Source organism: Brevibacterium sp. K72 (genome assembly GCF_050562175.1).
Lineage (GTDB): Bacteria > Actinomycetota > Actinomycetes > Actinomycetales > Brevibacteriaceae > Brevibacterium > Brevibacterium casei.
In genome coordinates, this window is sequence record NZ_CP191582.1 from 1720267 (window position 1) to 1739400 (window position 19134).

Below are 19134 nucleotides of genomic sequence, written 5' to 3' on the forward strand. Positions count from 1 at the left end.
TCAGGCTCGGGTGATCACGCCTTGAGTTCGGCGGCGAGCTCGTGGAAGTCACGGCTCGGGTTGCCGAAGCGGTGCAGCGTCATCGACACGGCCTGCTCCTGCACGTAGTAGCGCAGCTCGACCCGACCCGAGGAGGTGACGGGCTCGTCGATGACGGCGACCTCGGGACGCTTCGCCGCAGCGGCGAGCAGCTCCGGCTCAAAGTCGCCGAGCACGCGGATGCGGGCACCGACGGTGTCGTCGTACCTGCCGTCGGCGACCATCGTCGCGAAGACCCCGGCCGATTCGGTGCGGGAGGGCACCCCCGCCTCGGTGACGGCGATCTTCACATCGGCCGAGACGTCCTCGGCGACGCTCAGCTGCACCGTCGACCCGACGGTCGCGGCTGCCGAGAGCGAGCGCTTGAGGTCGAAGACCGTGGCGGCCGAGGTCACGCGCAGGGTGACGGGACGTGGACGGTAGCGGAAGATGTTCGCCTCCGAGCGCAGACCCGTGTGGTCCTTGGCCGCACCGAACTCGGCCTCGAACCAGCGCTTGTCATCGGCCTGGGCCCGCTCGAGGCTCTGCCCGCCGCCGACCGAACCCGGCAGGGTCGCCGGATCGTCGGTGTAGTGGCCGAAGAGCATGAGGTAGTTCGGACCGCCGGCCTTCGAACCGAGCCCGACCGAGGACTGCTTCCAGCCGCCGAAGGACTGGCGCTGGACGATCGCTCCGGTGATGCCGCGGTTGATGTAGGCGTTGCCGACCTCGACGCGGTCGATCCACTCGCGGACCTCCTCCGGGTCGAGGGAGTGGATGCCTCCGGTGAGACCGAAGTCGACGGCGTTCTGGAACTCGATCGCCTCGTCGAGGTCCTTGGCGTGCATGAGGCCGAGCACGGGACCGAACACCTCGGTGAGGTGGAAGAACGACCCCGGCTTGACGCCCTCCTTGATGCCCGGGCTCCACAGGCGACCGGTGTCGTCGAGCTGCTTGGGCTCGAGCAGCCAGGACTCGCCGGGCTCGAGCGTCGTCAGCGCACGGCGCAGCTTGTCCGAGGGATCCTCGGTCAGCGGGCCCATCGTCGCCGAGAGGTTGACCGGCCAGTCGACGACCATCGAGGACGCGGCGTCGACGAGCTGCTTGCGGTAGCGCTCCGAGTCATACGTCGACCCGACCATGATTCCCAGAGAGGCGGCCGAGCACTTCTGTCCGGCATGGCCGAACGCCGAGTAGACGAGGTCGGCGACCGCGAGGTCGCGGTCGGCGGCCGGGGTGACGACGAGCGCGTTCTTGCCCGAGGTCTCCGCGTTGACGTGGAGTTCGGGGCGGAAGGACTTGAACAGCGACGCGGTCTCCGAGGCACCGGTGAGGATGACGCGGTCGACATCCGGGTGCGAGACGAGGTGCTGGCCGAGCTCCCGCTCGATCGGGGCGCACAGCTGGAGGACGTCCCGGGGGACACCGGCCTCCCACAGGCATTCGACGATGAGCGCCGAGCAGTACGGCGTCGGCTTCGACGGCTTGTGGATGACGGCCGAACCCGCGGCGAGCGCTGCGACGGTGCCGCCGGTCGGGATCGCGATGGGGAAGTTCCACGGCGGGGTGACGACGACCATCTCGTCCGGGTGGAACTGAGCTCCCTCGAGCTTCTCGAGTTCGAGTGCGTGGAGTGCGTAGTAGCGGATGAAGTCGATGGCCTCGGAGATCTCCGGATCCGACTGCGACGGCATCTTGCCGACCTCGGCGGCCTCGACGGCGATGAATTCGCCGCGGCGGGCGGCGAAGACCTCGGCGGCGCGGTGGAGGATCTCCCCGCGGGCGGCAGCGCCCATCTCACGCCAGTCCTTGGCGGCGGCGCGGCCCTTGGCGATCATCGCGTCGAGCTCATCGGTCGAGTCGATGCGCGGCGCCTGCGGGCGGGTCTCGAGGTAGCCGGGAGCGGTCGCCTCGGCGATGATCTCCTTGACCCACTTCTGGTTCGCCGGCAGGGAGGGATCGGTGTCGGGTTCGTTGGCGAAGACGACCTGGGCGGGACCGGGAACGTGCGGGGCCGAACGGTCCTGCGTGCGATTGGGCGCGGGAGCGGCCTCACCGTCGGCGGCGAGCTCGGCCTCGAGCTGGGCGACCGAGGCGCGGAAGCGGTCGGCTTCGCGGTCGAAGATCTCGTTGCCGTTGGCGAGCTCGAAGATGCCCGACATGAAGTTCTCCGTCGCGGAGTTCTCCTCGAGGCGGCGCACGAGGTAGGAGATCGCGACATCGAACTCCTTCGGGTGCACGGCCGGGACGTAGAGGAGGAGGTCGCCGACGTCCTCGGTCACTGCCGCCGCCTGCTCGGTCGCCATGCCCTGGAGCATCTCGAACTCGACGCGGGAGGTGACGTCGCGCTCGACGGAGAGGTGGTGGGCGAAGGCGATGTCGAAGAGGTTGTGCCCGGCCACGCCGATGCGCAGGCCCTCCATCCGCTCCGGGGTGAAGAGCCAGTGGAGGACGCGCTTGTAGTTGGCATCCGTCGACTGCTTCGAGTCGCACGTCGTCGTCGGCCAGCCGGCGACCTCGGCGTGGACGGTCTCCATCGCGAGGTTCGCGCCCTTGACGAGGCGGACCTTGATCCCCGCACCTCCGGCGGCCACCCGCTGGCTGGCGAACTCGCTCAGGCGCTGGATCGCGCCGAGCGCGTCGGGCTGGTAGGCCTGGATGACGATGCCGGCCTCGAGGTCCTTGAACTCCGGTTCGGAGAGCAGGCGGGTGAACACGGCGAGCGTGAGCTCGAGGTCGCGGTACTCCTCCATGTCGAGGTTGACGAACTTCGCGCCCGTCGGGGCCTTCGCGGCCTGCGCGTAGAGGGGGCGGAGGCGGTTGACGACGTACTCGACGGTGTCGTCGAAGGCCCACATCGACAGCTGCGAGGCGACCGAGGAGACCTTGACGGAGACGTAGTCGACGTCGTCGCGGGCGAGCAGACGGTGCGTCTCCTCGAGATGGTGGTCGGCTTCCGCGTCACCGAGGACCGCCTCGCCGAGGAGGTTGATGTTGAGTCGGTGGCCCTCGCCGGTGAGCTTGGCGACGGTCGAGCCGAACTGCTTGTCGCGGGCGTCGACGACCATGTGCCCGACCATCTGGCGCAGGCGGGTGCGGGCGGCGGGCACGACGACCTGCGGCATCACCTTCGCCAGTGCTGCACCGGCCTTGATCTGCGCACGGTCGAGAGCCGACATCGTCGCCGGCGCGAGCTTGCCGACCTCGTTCAGCGCGTCGGCGGCGGCGTGGACGTCATCGGTGCGCACGACGCGGTCGACGAAGCCGACGGTGAAGTCGAGCCCGTTGGGATCGGAGAGGACCGCCGAGAGGCGCTCCGCGGCGGGGTTCTTCGCCGCCGTCTTGTTCGTCGCGACCCGCAGCCATTTGCGGACCGTGTCGACCGAGCGGGTCGTCAGCGCTTCGAGATCGGTGTCAGTGTGCAGCACCTGCTATCCGTCCTTACTTCTAGTGGTTGTTCCCGGTGTTCGGGAGTCCACGTGGTCGTCGTCGACCGCCTGCCCCCGCCGTTGTCCCCTCAGTATGCGCCGGGCCCAACCGGGGGTGAATGGTCGGCGACCGCCCGCCGAAACGTTTGAGTCAGAAGTCGTGAAAGCGAGCGTAGAATGAGGGAATGTTCACCCCGGAGTTCCGTCGCAGTGTGGTCGTCCGTGCGGCTGCGACGTCGATCGCTGAGGCGGCCGCCGAGGCGGGGGTGTCCGAGTCGAGTCTGCGCCGCTGGGTCCGTCGCTCGGACCTGGCCGACCGTCCCCGCAGCGGCCGCCCGCAGATCCAGAGCACGGCGACCCAGGTCGTCGAAGCCCTCGTCGGGACCGCCGGGGCGCGGATCTCGGGCAAGGACTATTCGACCCGGGCGATCGCCGAGGCGACGGGTCTGAGTCAGAGCATCGTCTCCCGCGCGGTGCGGGAGATGACGGTGCCGCTGAGCGACCTCCACACGATCCGCGAGGACGGGGCCGGCGGCGACGAGGTCGTCGTCGCGGCGAGCGGCTTCCCGCTCATCGTCGTCGGATTCCGCCTCGGGGCCGGTGGCGCCGATCCCTCGCCGGTGCCGGCCCGGCGCATCCAGCGGCGCATCGCCGGGGTCGTCGCCGGCCTGCGCTCGGCCGGCGTCACCCGCTGGCCGCAGCGCTTCGGCAGCGAGCACCGGCAGACCGATGAGGCCGCGATGGGCATTCTCCTCGACGGGGTCGCGGGGATCGACCCGGTGCGGCTGCGCCTCGTCGTCTACGATCCCCTCGGCGAGGCCGCCGAACTCGTCGCCGACCCCGATGCGGGTCTTCCCGCCTTCGATGTCCTCTCCCTCCACCACGGACCCGAGGACTTCATCGACGCGCTCAAGGCCGGCCTTGCGCACTGCCAGGACATCCCCGGGTCGCTGCTCGACCTCGTCGCCGGTCGCGTCCGCCACGGTCTCGAGGGCGTGAGCTGGCAGGCGGGGCGGCAGGCGGACGTCCCGAAAACTTCCACGAATTCTGACTCAATGGAGATCTCCTCGTGGCTGCCGAGCTCGACCCGGTCGATCACCGAGCACCTCGCGATCGCCCTGCGCGAGGAGATCATCGACTCCGGCTACCAGCCCGGCGACCGGATCAATCCGCGCCTGCTCTCCCGCCGCATGGACGTCCCCCGATCGTCGGTCGATGCGGCACTGCGCCGCATGGTCGACGACGGACTCCTCGACGGGTCCCGGGGCGGGGCGCGGATCCCGCTCATCACGACGCTCGACGTCCTCGACCTCTACGCCGCGCGCATGGCCGTCGGCGAGGTGGTGCTGCGCTCGCTCGCTCTACGTCCGCAGCGGTTCCTCGTTCCCGTCCAGCTCGCCCTGCGCCAGGTCGAGGCCTCTGCCGCGACGCGCAGCGGCATCGACGTCGAGGACGCCGACCTCCACTACCAGCAGGAGCTCGCCCGCGCCTCGGGTCTGCGGCAGAGCGCGCGGGCCTTCGAATCGCTCACCCTTCGCCTGCGCCTCTTCATCTCCGTCCTCCGCCTCGACTATTCACCGGCGGCCGACCGCATCCTCGGCGACGACCGAGGGATGTACCGGGCGCTGTCCCGCGGGGATGCGGAGACGGCGATCGACGTATGGCGCGGCAAGGTCGACAACGCCGTCCGGCACATGTCCGGTCTGCTCGCCCGCCGCCGCTTCGATCAGGAGCTGTGGGACCAGCTCACCCGCAGCCTGCGGTGAAGTCTGCCCTCACAGCCCCATGATCGAGATCGCGATCGTGAAGTAGACGAGCAGACCGCTGGCATCGCAGAACGTCGAGATGAACGGCGTCGAGACGACCGCGGGATCGACCCGGCACGCCTTCGCGACGATGGGGATCGACCCGCCGACGAAGGCGGCGACGGGGCAGTTGACGATGAGCGTGAGCGCGATGATCGCACCGATCTCGATGCCGTAGAGCGGGGAGGCGATCGCGAACGCGGGGACTGCCAGGAGGACGCCGAGGAGGAGACCGGTGGAGAGCTCCTTGCCGGCGACCCGGAACCAGTCGCGCAGCCCCACCTCGTCCATCGCCAGCGCCCGGGTCACCGTCGTCGCCGCCTGCGACCCCGTGTTCCCGCCGATGCCGGTGAGAAGGGGGATGAAGAGGGCGAGGGCGACCACCTCGGCGAGGGTCGACTCGAAGACCTCGAGGACATGGACGGTGAGGACCGCGGAGACCGCGAGGACGAGCAGCCAGACGATGCGGCTGCGGGCGAGGTGGACGATCGGCGTCGGCAGGTACCGGCGGTAGAGCGGCTGGGTGCCGCCGGAGAGCGCGAAGTCGGCCTCGTCGGCCTCGGCGATGATGCGGGCGGCGTCGTCGATGGGCACGATCCCGACGAGACGGTCCTCGCTGTCGCACACGGGCAGGACCGTGATGCCGCCGGTCAGGGCCGCGCGGGCCGCGGTCTCCTGGTCGTCGCTCGTGTGGGTGATCTCCTCGATCGGGTCCATCACCTCGGCGATCGGGGCGTCGGGCGGGCAGCGGAGGAGCTCGAGGGGATCGAGCGTGCCGAGCAGGGTCCGGTCGGGGGCGAGGACGGGGACGAGGCGGACGTCGGCGAGATCGACGTCGGTGTCGCGGATGCGGGCGGCCACCTCGGCGACGGTGTCCGCATCCCACGCGACGACGGCGGTCGGGGACATCCGGCGGGCGATCGAGTTCCGGTCGTAGCCGGCGATGGCCATGACGGCGTCGAGGTCGGACCGGGAGACCGCGGAGAGCAGCTTCGTCGCGACCCCGGCGGGGAGTTCGTCGACGAGGCGGGACTGGTCCTCGGGATCGAGGTCGGCGAAGATCGCGGTGAGCTCCTCGGTGCCGAGGGCCGCGATGAGATCGGAGCGGGTGCCGCGGTCGAGGCGGTCGAAGACGTCGACGGACTCGTGCTTGGGCAGGAGGCGGAAGACGACGGCCGCCTCGGTGGCGGGGAGCTCGGCGATGAGGTCGATCGTCGCGGACTCGCCGAGGTCGCGCACGGCGGCGGCCAGCCGCGTGAGGTCACGGTCGTCGGTCAGCGATCGGATGGTGGTGGCGTCCATGATGATTCTCCAGGCAGTCGTCGGGAGGACGCCTGGGCCGTTCGATGTCGGCAGGGCAGGGCGCGGCGGTGCCGGAGCGCAGGCGTCAGTGAATGGGGGAGGCGGTGCACAATCGAGAGTCGGAATCCATCGACGACCACCTCCTTCGACGAGCTGCGGGCATCACGCACTGAGGTGCGGATGCGGTTTCCTCCACCCTATCCGAGGGCGGGGCGGATCGGGGAATCGGGTAGATTTGGGGAGATCATTGTCCGCAGCCGTCGGCGGCTGCGGCGGCACCCGTGGGCGAGTGGGAAAGTGCGAACGTGGAGATTCTGACAGTGGGCGTGGCCGGGGGCACCGGCAGCGGGAAGACGACGCTGACGCAGGCGCTGCTGGCCAAATGCGCAGGCGTGTCCTCGGTGCTCTACCACGACAACTACTACAAGCGGCAGGACGAGCTCACCTTCGCGGAGCGGGAGAAGGTCAACTACGACGACCTCGACGCCTTCGACAACGACCTCTTCGTCGACCACCTCGAAGCCCTGCGCTCAGGCATCGCCGTCGAGAGCCCGATCTACGACTTCGCCGACCACAACCGCGCGGCGGAGACGACCGTCGTCGAACCCGCGCCGGTGATCATCGTCGAGGGCATCCTCATCTTCGCCGAACCGCGCATCTGCAGCCTCCTCGACATCAAGCTCTTCGTCGACACCGACGCCGATGTGCGCCTGCTGCGCCGGATCAAACGCGATGTCGTCGACCGGGGGCGCACCCTCGAATCCGTCGAGGAGCAGTACCTCGGCACCGTCAAGCCGATGCACGAACTCTACGTCGAGCCCTCGAAACGCAACGCCGACCTCATCATCCCCGAGGGCGGTCACAACATCGTCGCGATGGACATGATCATGCGGAGGATCCAGGCCGGGGCGTAGGGGGTCGTCGGCGGGGTCGGTTCTCGTGTCAGAGTCGGCGCGATTCTCGTGTCAGTGGCGAGGTCTACTGTGATCACATGGACGTCGAACCCGTCCGGGAGCCGATGGAGGCTCCCGATCTCCTCGCCGAGGTGGCCCGGCTGAGCGCAGTCCTGCGCGGTGCCGCGCCGGCTGAGACCGAGGATGAGGCGCTCGCGCGGATCACCGCGCTCGAAGAGCTGACCGGGACGATCGTCGCCGCCCAATCCGCCGAGGCCGTCGCCTTCGCAGAGCTGCGCCGCGACCGGGACAGGCTCAACGGCCTGCCCGTGCATGAGTGGGCGCTGCGTGCCGGCGACGAGGTGGGGCTGGCCAAACGCGTCTCACCCGGGTCGGGGCGGAAGTTCCTCTCCGGTGCCCGTGCGATCGTCACCGAGATGCCCGAGACGTTCAAGGCGCTGAGCGCCGGGGAGATCTCCGCCGAGAAGGCTCGGATCATGGTCGACGAGACGGCGACGCTCGCTTCGCCTGATCGCCGCCGTGTCGATACGCGGATGCGGGAGAGTCTGGGCCAGTCGGGTCCGCGGAGTCTGCGCGCCGAGGTGCGGGCGATGGCGATGCAGGTCGACGGTGAGGATGCCGATCGGAAGGCGCGGGAGGCCGCGAAGCATCGGAGGGTCACGCTGACGACGCTCGCCGACGGCATGGGGCGGGTGAGCGCGATCCTTCCGCTGACCGAAGCCGTCGCCGTCTGGACGGGGCTCAAGGAGACCGCCGATTCGCTCATCGCCGCCGGTGACGCGGGCGGGCGTCGGCAGCCGCAGGTCATGGCCGACACGTTCGTCGAAAGGCTCACGGGCCAGGAGTCCGCGGCCGCGGTGCCGACCGAGGTCCATGTCGTCATCGACGCCGAGTCGCTGTTCTCCGACGGCATGGTGCCCGCGTGGATGCCCGGCTTCGGGCCGCTGCCGGCGGCGACCGCGCGCAGTTTTCTCGCCGCGAACGAGGCCGAGGTCTTCATCCGGCGCATGTTCACGACCGTGTCCGAAGGTCAGCTCGTCGGCACCGAGGCGAGGGGTCGGGCCTTCACCGGACGGCTGCGGGAGATGGTGATCTTCCGTGACGACCGGTGCCGGACCCCGTGGTGCGATGCGCCGATCAAGCACGCCGACCATGCTCGGCCCTTCGCCGAGGGAGGGGCGACTTCGTGGGAGAACGGGTCGGGACTGTGTGCGTCGTGCAACTTCGCGAAAGAGCATCCCGGGTGGTCGCATGAGGCGAGTGCCGAGGGACTGACCGTGACGACTCCGGCGGGCCGCTCGTACACCTCGATGACACCACCGTTCGTCAGGCGGATGAAGTACCCGCGCCCGCCGGTTCGGGCCGGAGATGAGGCGGTGCAGGCCGGCGATGAGGCGGTGCAGGCCGGCGATGAGGCGGCACCGCCGCCGGGACCGGATTGGCGCCGGCAGCTCTCAGGCCTGCTCGAGGTGAGCACCCTACCCCCGCGGGGGAGTCCGCCGTCGGGTGCCTCGTCGCCCCCTCGCGATCCGATGCTCGGCGATGATCCGATGCTCGGCGATGATCCGGAGTCCGGCGTTGAGCGACCGAGGGGGACCGTGGTGAACTCGCCAGGCGCGGAGGAGTCAGCACCGCCCCGCGCGGAGAACCGCCTGAGCACTGCAGTCGAGCGGAGCGACCCCGAGACCGTGCCCATCCCTCCGGGTCTCCGAGTGGTCATCGCCCCGACCGGTGGATTGATTCGTCCGGCACCCGCTCCCGCCTTGCTCAAGCGGACCGGCAGTGTTTCCGATGCCGAGGAGCTCCTGCGGACACGGATCCTCGCCGCCGGGTGAGGGCGCCTGACGCGAGCCGGTGACAGTTCTGCAACATCGCTGTCACCGGCCCGGCCGGGCAGCGCCGAAGAATGATGGTCATGAACACCGTGGACCGTCCCGACGCGATCGGCACGCAGCTGCTCCCCCAGGGCAGGCGCGCACGCTGGATCGCCCGGTGGCTGCCGCTGATCACGGTGGCCGCGTGGATCGCGATGATCTGGATCCCGGTGCTCGACAGCGGCAACGACAGAGGTCCACGCCTGCTCGTCACCTCACTCGGTGAGCACCCGATCAGCCCCGAGAACTTCGACGTCGCCTTCGTCCTGCCCTGGGCGGCGATCCTCGTCTGCGCGGTCACCGCGTGGCTCTCCCGATCGCTCACTCTCTGGTCCCCGGCCGCCGTCATCGTCGGCCTCGTCCTCCTCGTCGCCCTCGTGGCGATGATCATGGACCCGCCGTTCTTCATGTGGGACGGCCAGGACGAGCAGGGGCGCTGGATCGGCGGCATGGAGATCGGCTACCCGGCTCCCGGCGCCGCACTCTGGGCGCTCGGCAGTGCCGCCCTCATCGTCGGGGGCATCTTCGGGCTCGCCGGCAGCCGCCACTGCCGCCACCGCAGGCACGCGGAGCGCTTCTCCGGCTCGCGGTTCTGAGGCGGCGGCGGTCGAACGGCCGCGTCAGCCACCAGCGGCGACCCGCGCGACGTCAGCGATCGGAGACGGCGGCCGCGAGCTTGTTGAGCGACTCGTCGAGCTGCTCCTCGCTGACGACAGGGAAGAGCGGCAGAAGCTTCGGGTCGTCGACCTTCGACCAGTCGTAGGTGAGCGTCACCTCGGTGGAGTCGGGTCCGGCCGCGTTGAGCTCGTACAGCCATTCCCAGCCGCCCGGCTCCTTCGGGTCGTCGGCCTGCGCCGGCTGCCAGCCGACCATCTTGTTCTCGTCGTACGCGGTGACATGGTTGTGCATCTGGTAGTCGCCGCCCATCGCCTCGGCGTACATGTTCATGACGAACACGTCGCCGACACCCTGGATGCGCTGGGACTTCTCCGCCGACTGCACCATGCCCGAACCGTCGAACTGCGTGTGGTTGTCGGGCAGGGTGAGGACGTCGAAAATCTCCTTCGTCGGGTGGTCGATGGTCCGTGTGACTGTGATGCTCTTCTCATTCGTAGCCATACGTTCACCCTGCCACAGACAAGCTGACTTTCCGATACCTCGGCGCAGGTCGTCAGTCAGCTCTCAGCTCGCCCGCACTCCACGGGAAGCGGGTGCAGCCGCTCCCAGGAAACCCGCGCCTCACTCCTCGGGGAGGAAGACCCCGGCGAAGAACTTCCCGATCTCCTCGCGCGCATCGAGCGGGAAGACACCGGAGACGTACTGGTCGGGGCGGACGATGACGACGGCGCCGTCCCGGCTGATGCCGCGGGTCTCGAAGATGTCGTCGTCGGGCAGGGCGGCGTAGATCTTCTCGAGGTACTCGAGACCGAACTTCCCGACGTAGGGGCGGAAGACCTGCGGCACGTCGGTGAAGTCGAACTCCGTGTGCGGCTGCTGGTAGATGACGTTGAGTTCGACGAGGGCGTCGATGTCCTCGCCCGTGCGGCGGTACGCGACGAGCGGAGACGCCGGATCGGATTCGAACCACTCCGCCAGTGCGGGCACACCCGTCACCGCCGCCTCGTCGACACCGGCCGCGGCTTCCACGGCCGGTGCAGGTGCCGCCCGATCAGCGAAGACGTAGACCCGCCAGCGTCCGTCGGCCTTGGCCTCATGCCCGAGGTGAAGGGGGTAGGCGTCGCAGACGCGGTTGACCATAGCCGACTTGAACCGCTTGCCCACGGGGAATCCGGTCGCGAGCTCCTGGTTCTCCGTCGTCGCCGTGATCATCGACTCCGTGTACTCGGTCATGAAGCCGGCGGGGAACTCCGCGGTCTTGACGTAGAACTCCTCGAGGTACGCCTTGTCCGGCAGCTCATCCTGAGGGGTGGCCATGAGCGTCGACCACTCCTTGTCGAAGTCGATGAGGTTCTTCGCCGTGACCTGCCGTTCGGCCGAATACGTGCGCAGCAGCTCGTCCGAGGAGCGTCCCGAAGCGACCTGCCCGAGCTTCCACGCGATGTTGAACCCGTCCTGCATCGAGACGTTCATGCCCTGTCCGGCCTTCGCTGAATGCGTGTGGCAGGCGTCGCCGGTGATGAACACGCGCGGGCAGGGGGAGCCGGGGGTGGTGTCGTCGGTGTCGTCGAAGGCGTCGGTGAGCCGGTGCCCGACCTCGTAGACGCTGTGCCACGCGACGTTCTTCACGTCGAGCGAGTACGGGGTGAGGATCGCATTGGCCTTCGCGATGATCTCCTCGATGCTCGTCTGGCGCACCTTCCTGGCATCGTCGGCAGGCACCTCGCCGAGGTCGACGTACATGCGGAAGAGGTGACCGCCCTCGCGCGGGATGAGGAGGATGTTGCCGTGCTTCGACGAGATCGCGCACTTCGTCCGGATGTCGGGGAAGTCGGTGTTCGCGAGCACGTCCATGACGCCCCACGCATGGTTGGCCTGGTCGCCGGACATCGTCCGCCCGATCGCCGAGCGCACGCCCGAGCGGGCGCCGTCGCTGCCGATGACGAAGCCCGCGCGGATCGTCCGCTGCTGACCGGCGCGTTCGCCCGCGGTGTAGCGCACGATGACGGAGACCGGGTGCTTCGGGTCGGCCGCCGTCGCCGGGTCCTCGACGGTGAGGTCGACGAACTCGATGCCGTAGTCGGGTTCGATCCGTGCCGGGGACTGCCGGGCGAACTGGGCGAAGTAGTCGAGGACGCGGGCCTGGTTGACGATGAGGTGGGGGAATTCGCTCACCCCGGTCTCGTCGTCCTTGGGTCGGCCGGTGCGGATGATGTGCCCGGGATTGTCCGGGTCGGGGTTCCAGAACGCCATCTCGGTGATGTGGTAGCCCTCGCGCATGATCTCCTCGGCGAACCCGAAGGCCTGGAACGTCTCGACCGATCGGGCCTGGATGCCGTCGGCCTGACCGATGACGAGCCGGCCGTCGCGCTTCTCGATGATGCGGGTGTTGACGTCGGGGTATTGCGCGAGTTGGGCGGCGGCGACCATGCCGGCGGGACCGCTGCCGACGATGAGTACGTCGACGACGTCGGGCAGGGACTCAGGTCGATCGATGCCGTAGCCCGCTGCGTCCTCGATCCGTGGGTCCGCGGACACGTACCCGTCCTGGTGGAAGTGCATTTCAGCCTCCGGTTCCTCACACGCCTTTGTGCGCCGTGGTGATCGTCTGTGATCCGGCGCGCACCTTGTGATCCAGATCGTATCAGTTCATATACGATCACGCCGAGGCGGGGGTGCGTTCCGACAAAATTCGGTCGAACCCTTGTCGACCGCTTCTGCATCGTATACGATCCAAGAAGTCAACGACGAGAGAACGAGGTTTCGATGACGAACGCAGCAGTCCCCACCCGGCCCGGCAAGATCATCGCCGTCCACGTGGCCTACGAGTCCCGTGCCGCCCAGCGCGGCCGCCGACCCGCCGCTCCCTCGTACTTCCTCAAGGCGACGAGCTCGCTCGCGGACAGCGGTGAGACGATCTCCCGTCCCGCCGGCACCGAACTGCTCGCCTTCGAAGGCGAGGTCGCCGTCGTCATCGGCACCCCTGCCCACCGCATCCCCGCCGAGGCCGCATGGGACCACGTCTCAGGCGTCACCGCGGCCAACGACTTCGGCCTCTATGACCTCAAGGCCCCCGACAAGGGCTCGAACGTGAGGTCGAAGAGCCGTGACGGCTACACCCCCCTCGGCCCCGAACTCATCCCCGCCGCCGAGGTGGACCCCGAGGCCCTGCGCATCCGCACCTGGGTCAACGGCTCCCTCGTCCAAGACGACGGCACCGGTCCCGAGCAGCTGATCTTCCCGCTCATCCGGATCATCGCCGACCTCAGCCAGCACTTCACCCTCGAACCCGGTGACGTCATCCTCACCGGCACCCCGTCGGGCTCGAGCGTCGTCGTCCCCGGCGACGTCGTCGAGGTCGAGGTGAGCACCGCCTCGGCGAGGACGGGGCAGGAGCTGAGCTCCGGTCGCCTGCGCACCGAGGTCGTCGAGGGCCCCGGCGACTTCGACGCCGACCTCGGCAGCACTCCTGCCGTCACCGACGACCTGCGCATCGACGCGTGGGGCTCGGCGGAGGCCGCCGGCCTGCCGGCCGAGGGCGGCACGGACAGTGCCGCCCTCGGCGCAGCCCTCCCCGCAGAGCTGCGGGCGAAGCTCGCCGAGGCCCCGACGGCGGGACTCTCGGCCCAGCTGCGGGCCCGCGGGCTCAACAACGTCGTCATCGAGGGCGTCGCCCCGCTGACCCCGGGCAGCCGGATCGTCGGCGTCGCGAAGACCCTGCGCTTCGTGCCCAACCGTGAGGACCTCTTCACATCCCACGGCGGCGGCTACAACGCGCAGAAGCGCGCCTTCGACAGCCTGGGGGAGGGCGAGGTCATCGTCATCGAGGCCCGCGGTGAGTCCGGATCGGGCACCCTCGGCGACGTCCTCGCGCTGCGGGCCAAGGCTCTCGGCGCCGCCGGGGTCGTCACCGACGGAGGAGTCCGCGACTCCGCCGAGGTGGCCGGCATCCTCCCGGTGTTCGCGACCTCCCGCAACCCTGCGGTGCTCGGCCGCAAGCACGTCCCGTGGGAGTCCGATGTGGCCGTGGCCTGCGGGAACGCGACCGTCCTTCCCGGCGATGTCATCGTCGGCGACGACGACGGCGTCATCGTCATCCCCCGGAACCTCGCCGAGGAGGTCGTCGACGCCGCCCTGGCCAAAGAGGTCGAGGACGGCTGGGTCGCCGAGCAGGTCGCCGCCGGCAACCCGATCGAAGAGCTCTTCCCGCCCAAGGGCGAATGGAAGGCGAAGTTCGAGGAATGGAAGTCCGCGCGATGAGTGCGCAGCCGGTGTCGCCGAGCCAGCCTCTGAGCAAGGCCGAGCACGCGTACCAGTGGATCCGTGAGCGCATCGGCGATCACACCTTCGACGCCGGTGACAAGCTTGTGCTCTCCCAGATCGCCGTTGAGCTCGACACCTCGGTCGTCCCCGTCAGGGAGGCGATCCGCCGGCTCGAGGCCGACGGACTCGTCACCTTCGAACGCAACGTCGGGGCCCGGGTGGCGATGGTCGACCACGGATCCTACGTCCAGTCGATGGAGGCCGTCGCCGTGCTCGAAGGCGCGGCGACCGCACAGGCCCTGACCCACATCACCGCGGCCGACCTCGCCGCGGCGGAGGACCTCAACGAGCAGATGCGGGCACTGCTCACCGACTTCGACGCCGTCGAATTCACCCGCCTCAACCACGAGTTCCACGCCGCGCTCTTCGCCCGCTGCCCCAACGACCGGTTGCGCACGCTCGTCGGCCTCGAATGGGATCGGCTCGCGCACCTGCGGAACTCGACGTTCGCGTTCGTGCCCGGACGGGCACGCGACTCCGTCGACGAGCACTCCCGGATCATCGCACTCATCCGGGCGGCCGCCTCGGCGGACGAGGTCGAACGGGTCGTCCGCGCCCACCGCACCGCCACACTGCACAGCTACCAGGAAGCCACCACCGCACCAGAGAGGGACAAGTCATGACCGATTCCACCACTGCACCTGCGAACCTGCCGGAGAAGATCCGCCACTACATCGGCGGGGAGTTCGTCGACTCCCTCGACGGCGACGAGTTCGACGTCATCAACCCGGTGACCAACGAGCCCTACATCAAGGCCGCCTCCGGCAAGAAGGCCGACATCGACCGGGCCGTGGCGGCAGCGAAGAAGGCCTTCGAGGAGGGGCCGTGGCCGACGATGCTCCCGCGTGAGCGCGCTCGGGTGCTCAACAGGATCGCCGACATCGTCGAGAGCCGCGAGCACGAGCTCGCCGAGATGGAGTCGTACGATTCCGGTCTGCCGATCACCCAGGCCAAGGGCCAGGCGCGTCGGGCGGCGGAGAACTTCCGCTTCTTCGCCGACCTCATCGTCGCCCAGGTCGACGACGCCTACAAGGTTCCCGGCCGGCAGGCCAACTACGTCAACCGCAAGCCGATCGGCGTCGCCGGCCTCATCACCCCGTGGAACACCCCGTTCATGCTCGAGTCGTGGAAGCTCGCCCCGGCGATCGCGACCGGCAACACCGTCGTGCTCAAGCCCGCCGAGTTCACCCCGCTCTCGGCGTCGCTGTGGCCGGGCATCTTCGAAGAGGCGGGCCTGCCCACCGGCGTGTTCAACATGGTCAACGGCTTCGGGGAGGAGGGCTTCGCCGGGGACTCTCTCGTCAAGCACCCCGACGTCCCGCTCATCTCCTTCACCGGTGAGTCGAAGACGGGACAGACGATCTTCGCCAACGCCGCACCCTGGCTCAAGGGCCTCTCGATGGAGCTCGGCGGCAAGTCCCCGGCCGTCGTCTTCGCCGATGCCGACCTCGACGCAGCGATCAACGCGACGATCTTCGGTGTCTTCTCCCTCAACGGGGAGCGCTGCACCGCCGGTTCGCGCATCCTCGTCGAGGAGTCGATCTATGACGAGTTCGTCGAGCGCTACGCCGCGCAGGCCAAGCGCGTCAAGGTCGGCCTGCCCTCGGACCCCGCCACCGAGGTCGCAGCCCTCGTCCACCCCGAGCACTACGAGAAGGTCATGTCGTACGTCGAGATCGGCAAGGGCGAGGCGCGCCTCGTCGCCGGCGGCGGCCGACCCGAGGGATTCGAGACCGGCAACTTCGTCGAACCCACCGTCTTCGCCGACGTCATGCCCGACGCCCGGATCTTCCAGGAGGAGATCTTCGGACCCGTCGTCGCGATCACCCCCTTCTCCACCGACGAGGAGGCGCTCGCGCTGGCCAATGACACGAAGTACGGGCTCGCCGCCTACATCTGGACTTCAGATCTCAAGCGGGCGCACAACTTCTCGCAGGCCGTCGAGTCCGGAATGGTGTGGCTGAACTCGAACAACGTCCGAGACCTGCGCACCCCGTTCGGCGGCGTCAAGGCCTCGGGTCTCGGCCACGAGGGCGGATACCGCTCGATCGACTTCTACACGGACCAGCAGGCCGTGCACATCAACCTCGGCGAGGTCCACAACCCCGTCTTCGGGAAGCAGTGAGAGGAACACCATCATGACCGAATCGATCACCACCCCCACCGTCGCCGCGCCCGATGTCGTGCGCTGCGCGTACATGGAACTCGTCGTCACCGACCTGCAGAAGTCCCGGGACTTCTACGTCGACGTCCTCGACCTCCAGGTCACGTGGGAGGACGAGAACACCGTCTACCTCCGGTCGATGGAGGAGTTCATCCACCACAACCTCGTCCTCCGGAAGGGCCCGGAGGCCGCCGTGGCCGCGTTCTCGTTCCGGGTCCGCACCCCCGAGGACGTCGATGCCGCCGAGGCGTTCTACCGTGAGCTCGGATGTCCCGTTGAGCGGCGGTCCGAGGGCTTCGTCCGCGGCATCGGCGACTCCGTGCGCGTGCAGGATCCGCTCGGCTTCCCGTACGAGTTCTTCTACGACGTCGACCACGTCGAGCGCCTCGCCTGGCGCTACGACCTCTACTCGCCCGGTGCGCTCGTCCGCCTCGACCACTTCAACCAGGTCACCCCGGACGTCCCGAAGGCCGTGGGCTACATGGAGGACCTCGGCTTCCGCGTCACCGAGGACATCCAGGACGACGAGGGCACCGTCTACGCAGCGTGGATGCGGCGCAAGCCCACCGTCCACGACACCGCGATGACCGGCGGCGACGGGCCGCGCATGCACCACGTCGCGTTCGCCACGCATGAGAAGCACAACATCTTGGCGATCTGCGACAAGCTCGGAGCGCTGCGCCTCTCCGACATGATCGAGCGCGGACCCGGCCGCCACGGCGTCTCCAACGCCTTCTACCTCTACCTGCGCGACCCCGACGGCCACCGCATCGAGATCTACACGCAGGACTACTACACCGGCGACCCGGACAATCCGCGGGTGACTTGGGACGTCCACGACAACCAGCGCCGCGACTGGTGGGGCAACCCGGTTGTGCCCTCGTGGTACACCGATGCCTCGACCGTCCTCGACCTCGAGGGCAACCCGGTGCCGCTGACGAAGCGCACCGACGACTCCGAGATGGAGGTGACCATCGGCGCTGACGGATTCTCCTACACCCGCCGCGAGGATGCCGAGAGCGACACCGCCGCCCACTCGGGCGCCGATGACGGCGAAGAGGAATTCAAGCTCGGCCACCAGCTCTGAGCCGACCGCGGGGAAGAGCCCAGAAGGAGGATCACCATGCTCGATGAGACGGTCATCGCCGGCATCGCCGACGATCTCGCCGCCGCCGAGAGGTCACGGGAGAAGATCGGGCTGCTCACCGCCGCCCACCCGGACATGACGGTCGAGGACTCGTACGCGGTGCAGGCGGAATGGCGGCGCCGCGGCGAGGCCGAGGGACGGCGCGTCGTCGGTCACAAGATCGGGCTGACGTCGAAGCCGATGCAGCAGGCAACCGGCATCACCGAACCCGACTACGGGACGATCTTCTCAGACCAGGTCTATGAGACCGGGGCGGTCATCGACCACTCGCAGTACTCGGGGGTGCGCGTCGAGGTCGAGCTCGCCTTCGTCCTCGGCGAGGACCTCGCGGGTCCCGGCGTCGGTCTCGTCGACGTGCTCAGGGCCACCGAGTACGTCGTGCCCGCCCTCGAGATCCTCTCCTCCCGGATCGAGATGGAGGGACGGACGATCGTCGATACGATCTCCGACAATGCAGCCCTGGGCGCGATGGTGCTCGGCGGTCGTCCCGTGACCGTCGACTCAGTCGACCTCCGCTGGGTCGCAGCCCTGCTCTACCGCAACGAGACGATCGAGGACTCCGGCGTCGCCGCCGCTGTCCTCGACCATCCCGGGCGGGGCATCGCGTGGTTGGCGAACAAGCTCGCCGACCACGGGGAGACCCTGCGGGCGGGCGAGACCGTGCTCGCCGGCTCGTTCACCCGCCCGATGTGGGTGCATCCGGGCGACACCGTCCACGCCGACTACGGAGACCTGGGAGTCATCACATGTCGTTTCGCCTAGACCTGCCCCCGACCTTCGCCGACCGCCTCGCCGAGCTCGAGGACGGCGGTCATCTCGCGGGGATGTGGGTGAGCTCCGGCTCGCCGGTGTCCGCGGAGATCGCCGCCGGATCCGGTCTCGACTGGGTGCTCCTCGACGCCGAGCACTCGCCGTTGGGTCTGGAGACGACGACCCGTCTCCTCCAGGCCATGAACGGCTACCCGGCGACCCCCGTGGTCCGGGTGCCCGCGTGCGACCGCGTGCTCATCAAGCAGCACCTCGACCTCGGTGCGCAGAACATCCTCGTGCCCATGGTCGACACCGCAGCCGACGCCGAGGAGGCGGCCCGGTCCGTGCGCTACCCGCCGCACGGGGTGCGCGGGGTCGGCTCCGCCCTCGCCCGGGCATCGAGGTGGAACACCGTGCCCGACTACCTGGGGAGGTCCGACGAGCTTGTCTCCCTCACCGTCCAGATCGAGTCGGTGACGGCGGTGGAGAACGCCGAGGCGATCGCCTCCGTCGAGGGCATCGACGCGGTCTTCGTCGGTCCCTCCGATCTCGCCGCCTCGATGGGACTGCTCGGTCAGCAGACGCACGAGCGGGTGACCGCGGCGGTGCTCGAGACCTTCGACGCCGTCCGTGCCGCCGGCAAACCCGTCGGCGTCAACGCCTTCGACCCCGTCCAGGCGAGGAGGTACCTCGACGCCGGTGCCTCCTTCGTCCTCGTCGGCGCCGACGTCGGACTCCTTGCCAACGGCTCCCGGGCGTGGGCGAAGGAGTGGGCCTCGGGAGTCTGAGGT

At 69.0% G+C, this 19134-nt stretch carries 14 protein-coding genes; 10 read left to right on the plus strand and 4 right to left on the minus strand.

From position 1 onward, the window contains the following. Positions 1–14 precede the first annotated feature (14 nt). Complete coding sequence (locus tag ACQ1RG_RS07560; protein WP_223290015.1) at positions 15–3446, minus strand: bifunctional proline dehydrogenase/L-glutamate gamma-semialdehyde dehydrogenase; 3432 nt, start codon at positions 3444–3446, stop codon at positions 15–17. Positions 3447–3631: 185 nt separating this feature from the next. Here ACQ1RG_RS07560 and ACQ1RG_RS07565 point away from each other — a divergent pair, with 185 nt between their 5' ends. Further along, the gene (locus tag ACQ1RG_RS07565; protein WP_095376114.1) at positions 3632–5212 is read left to right on the plus strand and encodes an FCD domain-containing protein; all 1581 of its coding nucleotides are present in this window, start codon (positions 3632–3634) and stop codon (positions 5210–5212) included. Between the two features lie 9 nt (positions 5213–5221). On the opposite strand, the gene mgtE is transcribed toward ACQ1RG_RS07565, so the two are convergent. After that, positions 5222–6553, minus strand: a complete 1332-nt coding sequence (gene mgtE / locus ACQ1RG_RS07570; protein WP_095376113.1) for a magnesium transporter — start codon at positions 6551–6553, stop codon at positions 5222–5224. A gap of 305 nt (positions 6554–6858) precedes the next feature. Between mgtE and udk the strand changes: the two genes are divergently transcribed. The 3 genes from udk (at position 6859) to ACQ1RG_RS07585 (ending at position 9937) form a co-directional block, all read left to right on the plus strand. Beyond that, complete coding sequence (gene udk / locus ACQ1RG_RS07575; RefSeq protein WP_040341667.1) at positions 6859–7467, plus strand: uridine kinase; 609 nt, start codon at positions 6859–6861, stop codon at positions 7465–7467. A 77-nt stretch (positions 7468–7544) separates the two neighbouring features. Continuing rightward, positions 7545–9302 carry an HNH endonuclease gene (locus tag ACQ1RG_RS07580; RefSeq protein WP_119296495.1) on the plus strand — a complete coding sequence of 586 codons (1758 nt, stop codon included), beginning with the start codon at positions 7545–7547 and terminating at the stop codon, positions 9300–9302. A gap of 80 nt (positions 9303–9382) precedes the next feature. Further along, complete coding sequence (locus tag ACQ1RG_RS07585; protein ID WP_119296496.1) at positions 9383–9937, plus strand: hypothetical protein; 555 nt, start codon at positions 9383–9385, stop codon at positions 9935–9937. Between the two features lie 52 nt (positions 9938–9989). Here ACQ1RG_RS07585 and ACQ1RG_RS07590 read toward each other — a convergent pair whose 3' ends face one another. Both ACQ1RG_RS07590 and ACQ1RG_RS07595 read right to left on the minus strand, forming a co-directional pair. Continuing rightward, positions 9990–10460 (minus strand): SRPBCC family protein, encoded by a 471-nt coding sequence (locus ACQ1RG_RS07590; RefSeq protein ID WP_063249942.1) that lies wholly within the window; start codon positions 10458–10460, stop codon positions 9990–9992. A 120-nt stretch (positions 10461–10580) separates the two neighbouring features. Beyond that, positions 10581–12521: an FAD-binding monooxygenase gene (locus ACQ1RG_RS07595; RefSeq protein ID WP_193338399.1), complete on the minus strand. Its 1941-nt coding sequence runs from the start codon at positions 12519–12521 to the stop codon at positions 10581–10583. A 204-nt stretch (positions 12522–12725) separates the two neighbouring features. Between ACQ1RG_RS07595 and ACQ1RG_RS07600 the strand changes: the two genes are divergently transcribed. Genes ACQ1RG_RS07600 through ACQ1RG_RS07625 form a run of 6 tightly spaced genes read left to right on the plus strand, consistent with a single transcriptional unit; the run spans position 12726 to position 19131 of the window. After that, positions 12726–14219: a fumarylacetoacetate hydrolase family protein gene (locus tag ACQ1RG_RS07600; RefSeq protein ID WP_193338398.1), complete on the plus strand. Its 1494-nt coding sequence runs from the start codon at positions 12726–12728 to the stop codon at positions 14217–14219. Beyond that, the gene (locus tag ACQ1RG_RS07605) at positions 14216–14905 is read left to right on the plus strand and encodes a GntR family transcriptional regulator (protein ID WP_040341697.1); all 690 of its coding nucleotides are present in this window, start codon (positions 14216–14218) and stop codon (positions 14903–14905) included. Before ACQ1RG_RS07600 ends, ACQ1RG_RS07605 begins: the two co-directional genes overlap by 4 nt. Further along, positions 14902–16407 carry a 5-carboxymethyl-2-hydroxymuconate semialdehyde dehydrogenase gene (gene hpaE, locus ACQ1RG_RS07610; RefSeq protein ID WP_193338397.1) on the plus strand — a complete coding sequence of 502 codons (1506 nt, stop codon included), beginning with the start codon at positions 14902–14904 and terminating at the stop codon, positions 16405–16407. The genes ACQ1RG_RS07605 and hpaE overlap by 4 nt, the downstream gene beginning before the upstream one ends. A gap of 13 nt (positions 16408–16420) precedes the next feature. Continuing rightward, positions 16421–17533: a 3,4-dihydroxyphenylacetate 2,3-dioxygenase gene (hpaD, locus tag ACQ1RG_RS07615; protein ID WP_009377961.1), complete on the plus strand. Its 1113-nt coding sequence runs from the start codon at positions 16421–16423 to the stop codon at positions 17531–17533. A 36-nt stretch (positions 17534–17569) separates the two neighbouring features. Beyond that, positions 17570–18355, plus strand: a complete 786-nt coding sequence (locus ACQ1RG_RS07620; RefSeq protein WP_009377963.1) for a fumarylacetoacetate hydrolase family protein — start codon at positions 17570–17572, stop codon at positions 18353–18355. Beyond that, complete coding sequence (locus ACQ1RG_RS07625) at positions 18340–19131, plus strand: HpcH/HpaI aldolase family protein (RefSeq protein ID WP_308443553.1); 792 nt, start codon at positions 18340–18342, stop codon at positions 19129–19131. The genes ACQ1RG_RS07620 and ACQ1RG_RS07625 overlap by 16 nt, the downstream gene beginning before the upstream one ends. Positions 19132–19134 lie beyond the last annotated feature (3 nt).

What these genes read in the sequence shown, in the direction of transcription:
- ACQ1RG_RS07585 (WP_119296496.1), top strand. Translation starts at nt 9,383, where the DNA reads ATGAACACCGTGGACCGTCCCGACGCGATCGGCACGCAGCTGCTCCCC.
- hpaD (WP_009377961.1), top strand. Translation starts at nt 16,421, where the DNA reads ATGACCGAATCGATCACCACCCCCACCGTCGCCGCGCCCGATGTCGTG.
- ACQ1RG_RS07590 (WP_063249942.1), bottom strand. Translation starts at nt 10,460, where the DNA reads ATGGCTACGAATGAGAAGAGCATCACAGTCACACGGACCATCGACCAC.
- ACQ1RG_RS07625 (WP_308443553.1), top strand. Translation starts at nt 18,340, where the DNA reads ATGTCGTTTCGCCTAGACCTGCCCCCGACCTTCGCCGACCGCCTCGCC.
- mgtE (WP_095376113.1), bottom strand. Translation starts at nt 6,553, where the DNA reads ATGGACGCCACCACCATCCGATCGCTGACCGACGACCGTGACCTCACG.
- ACQ1RG_RS07620 (WP_009377963.1), top strand. Translation starts at nt 17,570, where the DNA reads ATGCTCGATGAGACGGTCATCGCCGGCATCGCCGACGATCTCGCCGCC.
- ACQ1RG_RS07580 (WP_119296495.1), top strand. Translation starts at nt 7,545, where the DNA reads ATGGACGTCGAACCCGTCCGGGAGCCGATGGAGGCTCCCGATCTCCTC.
- ACQ1RG_RS07565 (WP_095376114.1), top strand. Translation starts at nt 3,632, where the DNA reads ATGTTCACCCCGGAGTTCCGTCGCAGTGTGGTCGTCCGTGCGGCTGCG.
- ACQ1RG_RS07595 (WP_193338399.1), bottom strand. Translation starts at nt 12,521, where the DNA reads ATGCACTTCCACCAGGACGGGTACGTGTCCGCGGACCCACGGATCGAG.
- ACQ1RG_RS07605 (WP_040341697.1), top strand. Translation starts at nt 14,216, where the DNA reads ATGAGTGCGCAGCCGGTGTCGCCGAGCCAGCCTCTGAGCAAGGCCGAG.
- ACQ1RG_RS07600 (WP_193338398.1), top strand. Translation starts at nt 12,726, where the DNA reads ATGACGAACGCAGCAGTCCCCACCCGGCCCGGCAAGATCATCGCCGTC.
- hpaE (WP_193338397.1), top strand. Translation starts at nt 14,902, where the DNA reads ATGACCGATTCCACCACTGCACCTGCGAACCTGCCGGAGAAGATCCGC.